Below are 15838 nucleotides of genomic sequence, written 5' to 3'. Positions count from 1 at the left end.
CCCACGTGAAGGTCGAATTTTCGGGTCAGCGCAGAAGATCGCCGACCGCAGCGCGGTGGATCACGGGCAGAACGTTATCGCGAAGCATGCTGACAAGGGTCGGCTCGTGGGCCACGACATGCTGCAGGGCCGCGCTCAGAGCCCGTGCTCCCTGGTCATCCGCGAGGGCGGCCACAATGGCTATCAACTCGTGCTGGTCAACCACCATCTCATCATCTTCCTGTTCATTCCACCCCCGCTCTCTGATCTGGCGAATCGCCTGTACAGCCTTCGTCACTTTGTCGAACACGTCTACAGATATGGGGTGGGTCGCGATCTCGTCAGCAAAGTCGGCCCAGCCGTCTGGTGGTGATGGTGGCAAGTGGTCGCCGGGCCGCTTGAGCACCTTCGCCAGCCCGCGAATCTGCGAACGAGCACGAATCTCCTCGGCCACGTCGGGTATCCAGCTTTGAAGCGTCTGCGCGGTTGCTCGTGCGGTTAGTGGTCCGCCGAGGGCATCGCGCAATCCTTCCGCGACGGCCTTACGCTGTTGCTCTCCGGTGTCGGCAAAACGCAAGAGAACACGAGTGATCAGGAAGAGATCTGGAGGCGTCGGCTCGTACAACACTCGCAGACCGCAAGCGATGAGCCGGTCACGCCACTTGGGCAACGCGCGCGCCATCCCGTCATCGATGAGATCGAGCGCCAGTCTCGGCCCGATAGGCATAAGGTCGCCGAGCCGGTTACAGGCACCCTCATCGATGGACTCTACGAGGTCGACCAGCGTCTCGTGCTGATGACTTTGGGGAGTGGAAAACAACCGGCCAGCGGCGAATATCCACGTATTACGCCAGTGAGGGCTTGGGGCCGCCATCCGCAGGCGTTTCGTCACAGCGGCTGGGGTGCCGGTGGTCAGGTGCATTGCCGCCATGAGTTCTTGCAGTGAGCGTACGTCGAAGCCGTAGCCCTCGTCACCGCGCGGGGCGATGAGCACAAGGCGCCGAGTGGCAGCAGCAACGATGTTCGCCCGCAGCTCGGCGTCGGCTCCCGACGGTTTGAAGCCGGCATCTTCCAATACCGCCCAGGTGAAATCCATAAGCTCCCGGTGGGTGAGGGTGGCGTTGGATCGATCACCAGCCTCACTGCGAGCCTGGAGCTCGAATCCGATTCGCTCGTGGAGTTGCAGGATCTGATGGCCATGATCTTGCAGGATCCTGTTGAAGCTGGTCTGTTTGTCACGTTCGCGCCGGAAGACGGTTTCGTAGTAGCCCCAGAACAGGCTGAACCTGTCGGGCGCGAGGCGGCCGGACGAACCAACGATGATCGACATGATGAGGACCTGCAGTGGGGTGCGCAGCAGGTTTCGCAGCGACTCGTCCTCGGCAGCCTTTTTTAGCTGCCGAACGACTCTGTCGATTCGGTCCAAGTCGTTGCGAAGCCACACCTTGGTCACCAATGTGCCGTAGTGGATGGCTTGGCCGGGCTCAAGGTAGTCCAGATCAATACGCTCGAACTGTGTGGGCGCGATGTTCTCTGTGTAGCCGATAGGCCGAGTAGTGAGCACGACCAGCAGGTCGCAATCATCGGCCTCGGCGTTGGTGACCAGCTCGGTGACGCGCTCAATCAGTCGCTTGCGCACGGTTGGATCGGTGACCTCGTCGAGCCCGTCGAGTACCAGGAACCAGGGCCAGCGTCTCATCCACAACATTAGCGCGGTGGGCGTGATGGTACCAAGATTGGAGCGCTTGGAAACGCGTTCGGCAATATAGCGGATCAGTGTGGAATCTTCCTCGAACCCATGTTCATGGGCGTATTCAGCAAGATCGATGCGCATGGCCCAGCGGCGATGTCGCGGCAACGCTCTGCGAAAGCGCTGGAGTGCTTCTCCTACGCCAGCGATCACGTCTCGATGTTCCGTACTGAGGTCACTGGCGCCAGCAAGCATCGTAGCTCGGTATGCCTGCACCAAGAACTTGGAAATGGTCGTCTTCCCATTCCCCGGGGCGCCTGCGACGATGAGATGGCGTGGGCCGCCGTGAGCGGTCAGGCTGGGGCGCAGCATGTGCTCCCCGCGGTCGAGCACATGCTGGATGACGCTGCCGTGTTTGGCACCATTATCGAGCGTGACCGGCAGGTCGATAACAACTCGGTGCACGGGCAGGCCACTTCCGTCGCCGCTGCCAGCCTCGTCGAAGTAGATGGTGCCTTCGCCCATCAATGTGGTTCTCGCGTGCGCTCGCAGCCCTGGTTCTAATTTCCCAACGGGCAGAGACCCGGTGAACTCGTTGAGGTTGGCGAAGACGTCAGCAGCGGTCAGGAATCCGGGGAACGCTTGGCGTATGCTGGGATACAACGCCAGAAGGCTCTGGATTTGGTTGCCGTCCCACAGGCGCCACTTGCGTACGCGAGAGATCCGGGCGAACTTAGCCCTTCGCTCCTCCCCGGACCCCACATCACGACTATCATCTTCGAGGCTGGAGATGTAGCGCTGGATTTGGGTGTTCAGCCAATCATGACCACCGGCTGCAGGCACCGGCGTCAACGCGATGTTCGTAATGATCACTAAGAAGTCAGGGACCGGGTTTCTGCGCTTCGCGGAGTTGGCCCAAGCGTCCAACTCCTTGCGAACCTGCGTCCATAGCCAGGTCGCATCGTCCTCGGGACGCCCGGACAGACGCTCCTTGTGCTTGACCTGAAAAACTGTGTATCCGTCCCAGGCCTCACCAGCTTGGCCTTCGGTCTCCTGCCAGATGAGGAGACCCTTGTGGTACAGATCGCGCCCACCATCACGGCCTGTGCCCATCACCTGAACACCTGGTCCGAAGATCTGCAGGGTTAGCGCAGCCGCAAGATCCTGAAACCCCGTAGGGCCCAGTTGCTCCAAGTTGTAGGCCACCGCGTCCCCTTCTTCTCATACGTGAGGACCCGGCTCCGCGGGAGGGATCCTGAGCGCCCAACCTAGTGGCCGTGCGACGCTGTCGGCACGTCATTGACGTAGAGCCGCGCCAATCACTCACTTCGCCGGCTGAGGAGGAACCTCCTCGCAGGCGCGAATGCGCGCATGTGCATGGTTGGCAGAGCGCTGATGGCGCGACAGCAGTCGCAGCCAATGGCCTTTGAACGGCATGCCGGTGCTGTCACCCGCGCCCTGAAATCCCCCGTCGGCGAGGGTCTTCACCCCTGCGGCGGTCAGCACCTCGATCAGGCCGACGGCGCGTGCCGCGGTCAGGTCATGCGTGGCACCGGCAGTGCAGGCGAGGCCATACGAGCCGCCTGGCCGGGCCGGGCAGGACCTGCACGTCGACTCCGTGGCCTCAGTGTTTGATGCATTTCCAGATACGACAATGGTGGCTGTAGTGGTACATTCAGATATAAATTGGCAAGCATGGGATAATAAAGCTACCGACTTCAATCCGCAGGCGCGCTAACTTCCCAATGACCGTCGCACGCATCCTGCTGGCCGCCATGGCCGTTCACCCACCTGCTCAAAGCAGGCAACCGCCAGCCGAAGACGGGGAGTGCGCACCGGATACGGATGCTTTGTCCGATAATCCTGGTCAAACCTTTACTTCGCCCACGGTCTGGATCCGGGCCTGATCGCAGGTATTTATAAAGGTGACAGGGATCAGGTGGTCCAGGTGATCGGGCCACACCGACATGATCTCACCGCACGACACCGCAACACCACCGAACCACATCATCCGCTGCACTACGCGAACCGCGGACCATAACGTTCAGCACGACCGACGGCACTCATCTGCCGATCGAAGCGCATCATCGGGCCGACAGCGACTGCACGGTCATTCCAGGCCGGCGCCCTCGAACGGCTTCTCATCTCGCTCGCTCGCGTGGGAGCGGTCCTACGGCGAGAGCCGTCCTTGCTCTGTGGCGTCTCGAAGCGACGAGGGCAGAGCCGGCGGCGTGCGGAGACCGCCGGCACCCCGGTCCGGCGTTGCCCGTCGGATTCGGCCTTGACCAACGCTATCCAGGTGGGCGTCGATACGCCCTGTCCGGCACGGCCATCGATGCGGCGGGGTGACGACCACGGGCGTGCTCGCCCGATCACGCCCGTGGCATCGGCCGTGCCGGGCGGGAACGCGGCGGCCTTCGGCGCTCCACGCCGTACAGACGGTGACACGGGCGACAGGACCGCCGTGGCCCGTAGCCAGCCACCACCGGGGCCATGGCTGAACAGGAAAGCGCGGCATGCGTGTCCGGAACAGGACTGCCGAAGGCACGTCCGTCGAACAGGGCGATCAGTCCCTTCGCCGGCCGCTTCCGGGGCTCAGCGCCACTCCGCCCTGCTCACCACCACACCGGCCCCGACCAACAGCACAATGAGAACGAGGACAGGCACCACCATGGCTGAAGGACGCACCTTCAAACGCTGCTCCTGCCGCGACGCCAACGGCAAGGCAATCGGACAGCAATGCCCCAAACTGCGCCGCGCCGACGGCGGATGGAGCCACCGCCACGGCATCTGGAACTACCAGATCGAACTCCCACCCGGACCCGACGGCAAGCGGCGCGGGCCGCTGCGCCGCGGCGGCTTCGCCACCCAGGACGCCGCCAAAGACGAACTCAGCCGCGTGCGTGACCTGCTCGCGCTGGCCGACCCACGCGAGCCCGCCACCTGTACCCAAATCGCCGACCTGATCAAACGCACCCTGGCCGAGACCGACACCCTCCCGAACGCGGACACGATCCGCCGCAAGATCAAGACAGGGCAGCATCTGACCCAGGAGATCACCGTCGAGCAGTGGCTGGCCGAGTTCCTCAACCGCAAGCGGAAGATCGAGGAAACCACCCGCCGCTCCTACGAAGGCCACATCCGCCTCTATCTCACCCCCTACCTGGGGCGGCTCAGATTGGAGCAGCTCAAGGTCAGCGACATCGCGTTGATGTTCGAGCAGATCGAGGAGTTCAACGACACCATCGCCGACCGCCGCGCCGACCCCGACCCGAAGGTCCGCGAGAGCGTCAAGTACCGGCGGCCGATCAGCATCGCCACCATGCACCGCATCCGCGCCACCCTCCGCCACGCACTTAACGTGGCCATGCGGCAAGACCGGCTGATCGACTTCAACCCCGCCGCCGTCTTGGAGATGGCCGCCTACACCCGGCCCAAGCCTCTGGTGTGGACCGAAGATCGGGTCCGTGCCTGGCAACAGGACTTCCGCAGCTACCGGGAGAGGGAGAAGCAGCGACGAGGCGGGCGGCGGGTTGATCCCATCGACGCCTACACCAGCGTGCCGCGACCGTCCTCGGTGATGGTGTGGACGCCCGCCCAGACCCGCCTGTTCCTCGAAGAAGCCAAGCGCCACCGCCTGTTCGCCCTGTACCAGCTGATCGCGCTGCGCGGGCTGCGCCGAGGCGAGGCCTGCGGGCTGCGCTGGAAGGAGATCGACCTCGACGGCCACACCCTGACCGTGAACTGGCAGCTCGTGCAGCTGGCCTGGGACGTTCGTGAGGGCACCCCGAAGACTGACGCCTCGGTGCGGACCATCGCCCTGGACACCGACACCGCCCGGGTGCTGCGTGCTCACCGGCAGCAGCAACTCCAGGAACGCCTGGCGATAGGTGAGGCATGGACGAACACCGAGTTCGTGTTCACGCAACCGGACGGCAGCCGCCTGCACCCGCAGCACGTCTCCGACCAGTTCCTCTGGCTGGCCTACCTCGCCGGCCTGCCACCCATCCGCCTGCACGACCTCCGCCACGGCGCGGCCTCACTGATGCTGGCCGCCGGGGTGGAAATGAAGGTGGTCCAGGAAACCCTGGGACACACCTCCAGCGCCTTCACCGCCGACACCTACACCTCCGTCTACCCGCAGGTCGCCACGGCCGCGGCCGAGAAGACCGCCGCCCTGCTGTTCGGCAAGGAAGACCAGACCGGACCCGGGCAAGTCATCACGCTGAGGAGCTGAACAGTCGGATTAAGCATCCGGCCCCGCGTTCGCCGCCTGCTCGCGGCGAGGCGGGGCCGCTGCTCTTGTACCGAGTGGAGGATGGCGAATGGATCATGTTGTGTGCGGGGTTGGTGCGGGCGAGCACGTATGGAGCACGCAAGCGGTAGACGAAAATTCTAGAACGCGTCCGATCCCGCAAAGCCGCAGGTCAGGACATGATCAAAGCGCGCCCTGCAGGATTCGAACCTGCGACCGTCGGATTAGAAGTCCGGTGCTCTATCCAGCTGAGCTAAGGGCGCTCCCGCCTTATTGTGCATGATCCGGCGACATGTCACGCACACGTTTTCCTCGTGTCAGTCTGTCAGGCCGATCACACCCCACATGAGCAGCGTGCCGAGGACGGTGGCCGTCAGCGTCCAGCCGGTGGCGCGGCGGGGCGTGTGGGCCTCTGGGAGGATATCGGACGTGGCCAGGTAGAGGAGGAAACCGGCGAAAAGGCCGAGGTAGGCGCCGAGGATGCCGTCGGGGATGGTGAGAAGGACGGTGAGGGTGGCGCCTGCCACCGGGGCCAGGGCGTCCAGGGTGAGGAGGGTGAGGGCGCGGCGGCGGGTGTTCCCGTACAGGGAAGTGATCGTGTACGTGTTGAAGCCGTCTGTGAAGTCGTGAGCGATTACTCCTATCGCCACTGCCACGGCCAGGGAGGCGTCGGTCTGGTAGGCGGCGCCGATGGCGGCCCCGTCCAGGAGGCTGTGGATGACCAGGGTTGTGCCGGCGGTCAGGCCTACGCCTTGGCGGTGGCGTGTATGGGTGGTGGTTTCCGTGGGGGCGTGGGCGTGGTGGTGGGTGGCGTAATCGGATTCGTGGGTGGCGTGCATCGCGACCGAGCGTTCCACGATGTGGATGGCGAGGAAGGCCAGGGCGAGGGTCAGCATCGGTACGGGGACGCCGTGCACGTCGTACGAGTCCGCTGACAGTGCCTCCGGGAGCAGGTCGAAGGCCACCACGCCGAGCATGATGCCGCCCGCGAAGCCGAGGACGAGGTGGCGGCGGCCGCCGACGCGGTCCGCGACGAACCCGCCCAGGAGCGTCATGACGAAGGCCGCCAGCGACAGGAGGATCGGCATGAGGCCGCAGGGTAGCGGGATCGGCTTGGGCGGGGCGGGTTCGGAGCGGGTCGGGCGAGGGTGGGGCGAACGGGACTGAGAAGGCATGAAAGGTCTGAGGAAGTGTCCTCTGCCGGAGTGTCCCTACAACTCACCGACCAATCGGCTCACCGGCTCACGCGGGTCGGGGGTGGGTCCGGAAGGAGCGGACGCGGGCGGGTGAGCTGGGTCGGAAAGTAGGTGTGAGTGGGGTTACGGGCTCGGGGCCAGGCGGACGCGGGTGGGTCAGCGAGTCAGAAGCGCGGGCGCGGATGGGGGTGCAGGTCCGGGGCAATGCGGGCGCGGATGCGGTTGCAGGTCTGGGGCAACGCGGGCGCGGATGCGGTTGCAGGTCCGGGGCAACGCGGGTGCGGGGGTGGAGGGGTGGGGCGGTGGGGGTGGAGATGGGGTTTCGGTCTGGGGGTTGGTGGGGAAAAGGGCGGGCGGGGGCGTGCGGGCGGGGCTAAGCTGTCTTGGCATGGTCGCGACGCTCCTGCATGAGATTCCCCTGCAGGGCGGGGATGTGACAGACGGGGTGGTGCGCGTCGGAGACACCGTGCGCAGACCGGCCAGTACGTCGACGCCCGCCGTGCATGCCCTGCTCAGACACCTTGAGGCCGCCGGGTTCGACGGGGCTCCCAGGGTGTTGGGGTTCGATGGGTTCGGGCGCGAGGTGCTTACTTTTCTTCCTGGTACGACCGGGTTGCGGCTGGAGAGCGTGAGCGATGAGGCGCTGGCCGGGTTGGCGGAGTTGGTGCGCCGGTTTCATGATGCGACCGTGGGGTTCCCGCTGACCATGGATGGGTGGGAAGGGGGGTCGAATGACGACAAAGCGCCGGAAGTCATTGGGCATTGTGATTTAACGCCGGAGAACGTGATATTTCGCGCGACCGACCCCACCACCCCCTACGCGCTCATCGACTTCGACCTCGCCCGCCCCACGACGCGCCTCTTCGACATCGTCACCACCCTCCGCCATTGGGCGCCCATCTCCGATCCGGTCGACCGCACCCCGCTGCTCCGCACCGTCGACGTCGGTGCCCGGTTGCGGCTGTTCTGCGACGCGTACGGCCTGCCGCCCCGCGACCGGCGACGCCTGCTGGAGCTGGCCAGGCTGCGTTTTCACCGCTCGTACACGGTCATGCGCACCCGCGCCTCCTCCGGTGGCAACTGGGCCAAGATGTGGGCGAGCGGGGCGGGTGAGCGCATCCGGCGGGCCGCGGCATGGCTGGATGTGCACGAAGATGAGCTTCATGCGCATTTGGTGTGATCCTCTCGGCCTGGCCCTCGGCGTGGCTCTTGACCGGATTTTGGGTGATCCGCGAAGTTCCGCCCATCCCGTCGCCGTGTTCGGGCAGGCGGCGGGGCGGCTCGAAGGTGTGCTGTACAAGGACGACCGGACGCGCGGGGTCGTGCACGTCGCGGTGTGTGTCGGCGGGGCGGCGGCGCTCGGGGTGCTGGCGGTCCGGGTCGCGCCGCATCGTGCCGTACGTACGGGACTGACCGCCCTCGCCACCTGGGCCGTGCTCGGCGGCACCACGCTCGCCCGGGAGGGCGAGTACATGGCGGACGCGCTGGAGGGCGGCGACCTCGAACGCGCCCGCGAACGCCTCCCCCACCTGTGCGGGCGCGACCCGCGGCACCTGGAGGCGCCCGAGCTGGCGCGGGCCACGGTGGAGTCGCTGGCCGAGAACACCTCCGACGCCGTCGTGGCGCCGCTGCTCTGGGGGGCGGTGGCGGGAGTGCCCGGGTTGCTGGCGTACCGGGCGATCAACACGCTGGATGCCATGATCGGGCATCGTTCGCCCCGGTACGAGCGGTTCGGGTGGGCGGCGGCCAAGCTCGACGACCTGGCCAACTACGTCCCGGCACGGCTGACCGGCGTGCTCACCGTGCTGACCGCGCCCGATGCGGGCGGTGCGCGGGCCGTGCTGCGCAGGGACGGGCACCGTCATCCGAGCCCGAACGCGGGCCGGTGCGAGGCCGCGTTCGCCGGCGGGCTGGGGGTGACGCTGGGCGGCACCAACGTCTACGAGGGCAGGACCGAGGAGCGGCCCACCATGGGTGACGGGCCGCGGCCGCAGGTCGAGGACGTCAGGCGGGCGGTCAGGCTGACCCGGTCGGTGGGGCTCGCCGCCGCAGGGGTCGCCGTCGTCACGGCCTGGGCCCTACGCCGCCTCACCCGCCCCTGACCCACGCCACCGTCACGACTCGGACGGTACGCCGTTGGTTCGCGAACCGAGGAAGGCGCCCCCCGCGGCCCGGGCAGGGGGCGCCGAAAGGTCACATGACGCGGTTGAGGTTGAGGACGAGCCAGACCACGAAGATCGAGATGAGCGTGATGCCGACCAGCGACTTCGCGGCGTTGTTGGCGACGACTTTCCTGGCCGTGACCTGCTTGGCGCTCTGCTTCCACACCTGACGCATGAGGATCATCGTCTGGAAGCGGCGACCGAGGGCGAACACGGCGATGGCGATGAGGATGAACAGGATGACACGGCCGTCTGCAGGTTCCACGGGCTTTCCCCCCTGTGGTCCTTCGAGAACTCCTTGATCCCCCGAAACTTTTGAAGGCACAGAATACTCGCACGACCGCGTTTTGTGACGGTGATTATTCGTCGAGATCGACCACGATCGGCGCGTGATCGGACGGGCCCTTCCCCTTGCGGGCCTCGCGATCGACGTACGCCGAGCGCACCCGCCCCGCGACGTCCGCACTGGCGTAGACGAGGTCGATGCGCATGCCCTTGTTCTGGTGGAACATCCCGGCCCGATAGTCCCAGTACGTGAACGGGTGCGGCCCCTTCATGGGCGTCGGCACCACGTCGTGCAGCCCCAGCTCCAGCAGGGAGGCAAGGGCCTGGCGTTCGGGCGGCGTCACGTGGGTGGCGCCGGCGAAGAGGGCGGGGTCCCAGACGTCGGCGTCGGTCGGGGCGACGTTGTAGTCGCCGCAGGCCACCAGCGGGCCGCCGGGCAGCTCGGCGGCCAGCGCGTCTCTGAGCGCGGCGAACCAGGCCAGCTTGTACGCGTAGTGGGGCGAGTCGACGGTACGGCCGTTGGGCGCGTACAGGGACCAGACCCGCAGACCGCCGCAGGTCGCGCCGATCGCACGGGCCTCGGGACGGGCGGCGCCGACCCCGTCGAGCTCGCCGAAGCCGGGCTCACCGGGGAAGCTCGGCGTCACCTCGTCCAAGCCGATCCTGGACAGCACGGCGACCCCGTTCCAGCGGCCGTCGCCGTGCGCGGCGGCGGCGTAGCCGAGCGCGCCGACCTCCGCCACGGGGAACGCCTCCGCGGCGCACTTGGTCTCCTGGAGGCAGACGACGTCGGGCTCGACGGCGGCCAGCCAGTCGAGCAGGCGGGGCAGCCGTGCCTTGACCGAGTTCACGTTCCACGTAGCCAGGCGCATCCTCCCAGCCTGCCACGCCACCCCGGATCAGGTGTCGAGGGCCTGCCGGATCCTGGCCGCCAGGGCGGCGGCCTCCTCCGGGGTGTGCTCGACGACGCCGTTCTCCGCCATCAGCGCGTGGTACTGCTGCCGCTCGTACGGCACGCCTGGCGGCAGGGCGGCGATGTGCCAGTGCAGGTGGGCGTTGCCCTGCTGGCTCCCCAGGGACAGCAGGTACGTGCGCTCGCACGGCACGCTCGCCTCCAGCGCGAGCGCAACCCGGCGCACGACCCGCATCACCGCGAGGAACCGGTCCTCGGTGAGGTCGCGGACGACGTGCTCGACGTGGGCCTTGGGCGCCACGAGGACGTATCCGGGCAGCGAGGCGAAGCGGGCGAGGAACGCGATGTGCTCGCCGTCGTCGTGGACGACCTCCTCGGGCTGGTCCGGGGATCCGTTGACGATCCCGCAGATGAAGCACGGTCCCGTGCGGGAACGGCGGCTGTAGCTCTCCAGGTCGAACGGCATCCGCCTGATCGGATCGGTCATCATCGCCCTTCACGGGAACACGTGGTCCGAATGTGCGTGATCGTCCCGGCCGAGCATAACGGCCGCCCCGGATCAGGATCTCCTGGTGCGCTCGACGCCCACGGTGATCTCGTTGTTCAGCCGGCGGCCCAGCAGCAGCTCCAGGTCGTCGCCGCTCCAGAACCTGCCGGGGTCGTACCAGTTGGGCCGCCGCCCGGCGGGCAGCAGCCCCATCTCCTCGTACGTGATCGCCACGACCTCGGCGCAGTAGGCGCTCTCCAGGTTCCGCTGCTTCGTCAGCCGGCCGGGGATGCGCCCCCTGAACCAGCGGGCGGCCAGCCGGGCGGTGGACGGGAACGGCGTGCCGTCGAGCCTGGCGACCGTGCGCAGGGCGGCGTCCTCCATCTCGGGGGTGGCCTCGGGGTCGAGCTGGCGCAGCCAGGCGCGCTGGCCGTAGCGGTCGGCCCAGACGGTCACCGCGTCGCGCAGGTCGTGCAGCTGCACGCCGCGCTGGTGGGTGCCCGACCACAGGTCGGGCAGCGACCTGCCCAGCTCGGCGTGCCACATCATGGGGGGCAGGTCCTCGATGACGATCGCCATGCCCACGTGGTTGACCGGGCTGTTGGTCATCGTCTGGATGGCGCGGTCGGGGGCGGAACGCCCGCGGAAGATCCACAGGTCGCCGGTCCGCGTCACCCCGACGGCCTCGTCGAGTGTCAGCACAGGGCTTAGCCTAGGCACCATGCGCTGGTGGAAGTGGCTGGGTTTGGCGGGAATCATGGGCGTCGCCGCCACGGGGGTGGTGGTCGCGCGGGCCGAGCGGCGCCGCCGCGCGTACACCCCTGAGGAGATCAGGGCGCGGCTGCGCGAGCGCGCCGAGGAGGCGCAGGCCGCTCAGCCCGACGGTTTGAGGTCGTAGACGAAGACGACGTCGGGGTAGGCGGGGTTGTCGTCGTAGCCCTGGATGCCGCCCAGGAAGGCGCGGCGCGACTTGACCACCCAGGGCATCGCGGCGGCGGCCCGCTGGTCGAGCACCCGTGCCGTGGCGCGCTCGTAGACGCGCTGCGCGGCCGGCTTGTCGGTCACGGTCAGCTCGGGCACGGTGTCGAGCATCGCGTCGAGCTGCTGGTCGTTGAGGTACGACAGGTTCATGACGGGCGGGTTGGCGCTGTGGAAGACCTGCCCGAAGTAGGAGTAGCCGTCGGCGTAGTCGGGCCACCAGTACATGACGAAGATGTCCTGGCCGCGTTTCTTGCCCAGCTCCCATTGGGCGTTCCAGCGCATGCCGCGCACTTCGAGGGTGACGTTGAGCGCGGCCAGCGCCTTGCGCAGCCGCCTGGCCAGCACCTCCTCGTCGGCCTCGCCCTCGCCGTAGGTGAGCACCAGCCGCAGCGGCTTGCCGCCTGGCCCGTAGCCGGCCTGTCGCAGCAGCCGGGTGGCGGTCGCGAGGTCCTGCTCGGGCACCCGGTTCGGCATGTGGCCGAGCAGCCCTTCCGGGACGACGCCGCTGGCCGGCATGACCGAGCCGCCGAGCGCCTTGACGATGCCCCGGTAGGGGACGGCCTTCTGGACGGCCTTGCGTACCCTGATGTCCTTGAGCGGCCCCGAGGCGGTGTTGAACAGCATCACGGCGGTGCTGAACGAGGGCCGGTCGGAGGTGCGCAGGCCGGGCGCGGCCTGGGCGCGCGCGAACAACTCGGGGTCGAGCCTGTCGACGAAGCTGGCCTCGCCGCGCCGCAGCATCGAGTACGCCCGCTCGGGGTCGGGCACGACGCGGTACTTGATCGTGTTGTAGTGCGGCCTGTTCCACCCGCCCCAATAGCCGTCGTACGCGCTGAGCGTGAGCTCGTCCTCCTTGCCCTTGTTCCACCGCGTCACCGTGTACGGCCCTGACCCGGCGTCCCTGCCCTGCTGGAACCACTTGGTGAGGTCGGGGGCGGCCTTGGTGTCGTAGATGTAGGCGGCGTACCCGGCGGAGGCGACCAGGTCGAGCGGCACCGGATATTTCAGCGCGAACGTGACGGTCAGCGGCCCCTCGACCCGGATGGAGGAGACGGCGTCCCAGATGTAGCCGGCGCCGGCCTTGCCCTTGATCGTGCGCTCGATCGACGCCTTGACCGCCTCGGCGTCCAGCGGCCTGCCGGTGTGGAAGGTGACGCCGGAGCGCAGCGTGAACGTCCAGGTGCGGCCGTCGGCCGAGGAGCGCCACGAGGTGGCCAGGCGCGGCGCGGACTTCTTGGTGACGGGGTTCCAGTAGGTCAGGGTCTCGTAGACGTTCTGGAAGGCGATGATCTCGTTGGAGTAGGAGCGGCTCGGGTCCCACTCGGTGACGACGTCGGTGTTCTTGACGTAGACGAAAGGCGACTGGCCGGCCGGGGCCCGCTGCTCCTCCTGAGGCGGGGAGCAGGCCGCGAGCATCATCAGTGCGACGGCCGCTGCGAGTGGACGGCGCAACGCATCTCCCTCTGGTGGCCTGACGTACCCGGGGAAACCTACTCCAAGATCAACCCGGAAGGCGCCACGGTGTCCAAAAGTGCCGAAAAATTGGGCATTCCGGTGATCGTATTGCTATCCTCGGGGCTTGTCCCGTCCGGGGTTGCCAGCAAGGGACCGACCGGAGTGAGGTGCCATGGGTCGTAGCCGAACGATCCGCATGAAGATCATCGGTCTCCTTCTGGTGCCGCTGGCCTCCATGGTGGTGTTGTGGGGGGTCATCACCGCCGTCACCGCTACCGAGAGCTTGGAGCTGCGTCAGTACAAGACAGTCTGGACGAACCTGCGCCTTCCCGCGTACAAACTGATCAACGAGATTCAGCGTGAACGTCTCGTCTCGGCCCAGCTTCTCAAGAACGCCGCGACCAAGACCGCCCTGGCCACGCAGCGCACGCGCACGGACGCCGCCCGGGAGTCGTTCAGGCAGCTCTCCAGCAACTCCAAGGACAGATCGGAAGAGATCCGCAAACAGGTGGACGCGGTGAACACGGCAATCGACAGGCTCGATGCGATCCGGGGAGAGATCGACACGGGCCTGTCCGACCGTCTGCACACCGTGGAGTCGTTCAACGCGATGATCGACACCCTGTTCGGGCTGCACCGGCGGGTCGCGCTGATCGACGACATCCCGATCTACGAGCAGTCGCGCGTGGTCATCGACATGGGCTACGCCAAGGAGCTGCTGACCAGGGAGCAGGCCATCGGGCTCGGCACGCTGGAGCCGGCCGAGCGGCGGCTGTTCACGCAGATCGTCGGCAACCGGCGCTTCCTGCTCGACCAGGGCCTGGCCGAGCTGGACCCGGAGCTGCGCGACCCCCAGGTGGCCCTCATCACCTCGCCCGCCTACCAGCGGATGCGGATGATGGAGGACCAGATCATCGCGGGCGGGTCGGCCAGGAGCTGGCTGGGCACGACGGAGGTGCTGGCCAGGGCCTTCCACGAGGCGCAGATGCGGGCCAGCACGACGCTCAACCAGCGCGCCGATCCGATCGCGGACCAGGTGCTGGTGCGGGCGCTCGCGCTCGCGGGCACCGCGCTGGTCATGGTGATCGTGTCGATCGCGTTCTCGCTGCGGCTGGGCGACCGGCTGTCGAAGGAGCTCGCCTCGCTGCGGCTGGCCGCGCTCGAAGTGTCGCAGGAGCGGCTGCCGCACGTGGTGGCCAAGCTGCGCAAGGGCGAGAAGGTCGAGATGCCGGAGCTGTCGGTGGCGAGCACCACGGTCGAGATCGACGACGTGGGGCAGGCGTTCTCCACCGTGCAGCAGACCGCGGTCGAGGCCGCGGTCGGGCAGGCGCAGCTCAGCGAGGGCGTGGGGCACGTCTTCCGCAACCTCGCCAGGCGCAGCCAGACGCTGCTGCACCGCCAGCGCATCCAGCTGGCGGACATGCAGCACCGCGCCACCGACCCCGAGCAGCTCGACGACCTGTTCAAGCTCGACCACCTCACCACCCGCATGCGCCGGCACGCCGAGGGCCTGATCATCCTGTCGGGCGCCACGCCGGGGCGCGGGTGGAGCCGCCCGGTGCCGCTGCTCGACGTGGCGCGCGGCGCGGCGGCCGAGGTGGAGGACTACCAGCGCGTCGTCGTCGAGCCGATGCCCGGCCAGCGGCTGGCGGGGCCGGTGGTCGGGGACATGATCCATCTCATCGCCGAACTGATCGAGAACGCCACCGTCTACTCCCCCGCGCACACGTCGGTCATCGTGCGCGGCGAGGCGGCGGCCAGGGGCTTCGCCATCGAGGTGGAGGACCGCGGGTTCGGGATGGAGCCAGAGGAGCTGGCCGAGTACAACGAGCGGCTGGCCAGCCCACCGGAGTTCGACCTGGCCGACAGTGACCGGCTCGGCCTTTTCGTCGTCTCGCGCCTGGCCGCCAGGCATGACATCCGCGTGACGTTGCGCGGTTCACCATATGGAGGGACCACCGCGATCGTGTTGATCCCGGAAGAGCACGTGGCCGAACCCGAACCCGAGGCCGAGGCTCCGAAGAAGGAGCCGGTCCGCCCGATGCGGGTGGTGCGAAGTGACTGAAGAGCGCTGGCTGGACGAGGACGCGGGTCCGATCGTCCCTGCCTATCTGCTGACCAGGGGCCGTACGGTGCCCGCGAGCGAGGCCATCGACCTCATCGCGGTGATCATCACGGCGGGCGGCCTGGCGCCGCCGCGCGGCCTCGACCCCGAACATCTGATCATTCTGCAGAAGTGCACCCAGCCCACCCGGCTCGTGGACGTCGCCGCCGAGCTGAACCTGCCGATCGGCGTGGTCCGGGTCCTGGTCGGCGACCTGCACGCGCAGCAGCTCGTGCAGGTCGAGCTGCCGCCGCCCGCGCCGGACGCGAAGGTGCTGCTCGAAGTCATCAGCGGGCTCAAAGCGCTGTGACGGCCGCCTGAACCCCTTGCG

General features: G+C 67.6%; 13 protein-coding genes, 1 tRNA gene and 1 pseudogene. 6 read left to right on the top strand and 9 right to left on the bottom strand.

All coding sequences use genetic code 11. The features are described 5' to 3' along the window. Positions 1–25: 25 nt before the first annotated feature. Positions 26–2875, bottom strand: coding sequence for a hypothetical protein (locus AB0K28_RS16665; RefSeq protein WP_364370306.1), 2850 nt, complete (start codon positions 2873–2875; stop codon positions 26–28). A gap of 150 nt (positions 2876–3025) precedes the next feature. Continuing rightward, positions 3026–3302: pseudogene (locus AB0K28_RS16660) on the bottom strand (IS5/IS1182 family transposase); the annotation flags it as partial. A gap of 1038 nt (positions 3303–4340) precedes the next feature. On the opposite strand from AB0K28_RS16660, the gene AB0K28_RS16655 reads away from it, so the two are divergent. After that, the gene (locus tag AB0K28_RS16655) at positions 4341–5906 is read left to right on the top strand and encodes a tyrosine-type recombinase/integrase (protein WP_364370303.1); all 1566 of its coding nucleotides are present in this window, start codon (positions 4341–4343) and stop codon (positions 5904–5906) included. A gap of 207 nt (positions 5907–6113) precedes the next feature. Here AB0K28_RS16655 and AB0K28_RS16650 read toward each other — a convergent pair. Next, a tRNA-Arg gene (locus tag AB0K28_RS16650) sits at positions 6114–6187 on the bottom strand. 54 nt (positions 6188–6241) lie between these two features. Then, positions 6242–7012 carry a ZIP family metal transporter gene (locus AB0K28_RS16645; protein ID WP_364370300.1) on the bottom strand — a complete coding sequence of 257 codons (771 nt, stop codon included), beginning with the start codon at positions 7010–7012 and terminating at the stop codon, positions 6242–6244. Positions 7013–7508: 496 nt separating this feature from the next. Here AB0K28_RS16645 and AB0K28_RS16640 point away from each other — a divergent pair, with 496 nt between their 5' ends. Next, complete coding sequence (locus AB0K28_RS16640) at positions 7509–8300, top strand: phosphotransferase (RefSeq protein WP_364370297.1); 792 nt, start codon at positions 7509–7511, stop codon at positions 8298–8300. After that, positions 8284–9222, top strand: coding sequence for a cobalamin biosynthesis protein (locus AB0K28_RS16635; protein WP_364370294.1), 939 nt, complete (start codon positions 8284–8286; stop codon positions 9220–9222). Before AB0K28_RS16640 ends, AB0K28_RS16635 begins: the two co-directional genes overlap by 17 nt. 91 nt (positions 9223–9313) lie before the next feature. Here AB0K28_RS16635 and AB0K28_RS16630 read toward each other — a convergent pair whose 3' ends face one another. The 4 genes from AB0K28_RS16630 to AB0K28_RS16615 all read right to left on the bottom strand — a co-directional run bounded on the left by AB0K28_RS16630 (position 9314) and on the right by AB0K28_RS16615 (position 11690). Beyond that, entirely contained in the window at positions 9314–9547 is a 234-nt protein-coding gene (locus AB0K28_RS16630) for a hypothetical protein (protein ID WP_364370292.1), read from the bottom strand. A 94-nt stretch (positions 9548–9641) separates the two neighbouring features. Continuing rightward, positions 9642–10439 (bottom strand): exodeoxyribonuclease III, encoded by a 798-nt coding sequence (locus AB0K28_RS16625; protein ID WP_345388669.1) that lies wholly within the window; start codon positions 10437–10439, stop codon positions 9642–9644. Positions 10440–10466: 27 nt separating this feature from the next. After that, positions 10467–10970 carry an HIT family protein gene (locus AB0K28_RS16620; protein ID WP_364370288.1) on the bottom strand — a complete coding sequence of 168 codons (504 nt, stop codon included), beginning with the start codon at positions 10968–10970 and terminating at the stop codon, positions 10467–10469. 69 nt (positions 10971–11039) lie between these two features. Beyond that, positions 11040–11690: a hypothetical protein gene (locus AB0K28_RS16615; RefSeq protein ID WP_364370285.1), complete on the bottom strand. Its 651-nt coding sequence runs from the start codon at positions 11688–11690 to the stop codon at positions 11040–11042. Here AB0K28_RS16615 and AB0K28_RS16610 point away from each other — a divergent pair. Next, positions 11689–11865: a hypothetical protein gene (locus AB0K28_RS16610; protein WP_364370282.1), complete on the top strand. Its 177-nt coding sequence runs from the start codon at positions 11689–11691 to the stop codon at positions 11863–11865. The two genes, AB0K28_RS16615 and AB0K28_RS16610, sit on opposite strands and share 2 nt — an antisense overlap. Here AB0K28_RS16610 and AB0K28_RS16605 read toward each other — a convergent pair. Continuing rightward, a complete protein-coding gene (locus tag AB0K28_RS16605) occupies positions 11841–13400 on the bottom strand; it encodes an ABC transporter substrate-binding protein (RefSeq protein WP_364370279.1) in 1560 nt (519 codons plus the stop codon). The genes AB0K28_RS16610 and AB0K28_RS16605 overlap by 25 nt on opposite strands. A gap of 199 nt (positions 13401–13599) precedes the next feature. Between AB0K28_RS16605 and AB0K28_RS16600 the strand changes: the two genes are divergently transcribed. Both AB0K28_RS16600 and AB0K28_RS16595 read left to right on the top strand, forming a co-directional pair. Then, positions 13600–15468, top strand: coding sequence for a nitrate- and nitrite sensing domain-containing protein (locus tag AB0K28_RS16600; RefSeq protein ID WP_364370276.1), 1869 nt, complete (start codon positions 13600–13602; stop codon positions 15466–15468). Next, on the top strand, positions 15461–15817 hold the full coding sequence (locus AB0K28_RS16595; RefSeq protein WP_106249159.1) for a DUF742 domain-containing protein: 357 nt from the start codon (positions 15461–15463) through the stop codon (positions 15815–15817). The genes AB0K28_RS16600 and AB0K28_RS16595 overlap by 8 nt, the downstream gene beginning before the upstream one ends. Positions 15818–15838 lie beyond the last annotated feature (21 nt).

It is taken from the genome of Nonomuraea sp. NPDC049504 (assembly GCF_040676845.1).
Lineage (GTDB): Bacteria > Actinomycetota > Actinomycetes > Streptosporangiales > Streptosporangiaceae > Nonomuraea > Nonomuraea salmonea.
This window is presented reverse-complemented; position numbering and strand designations above follow the sequence as displayed.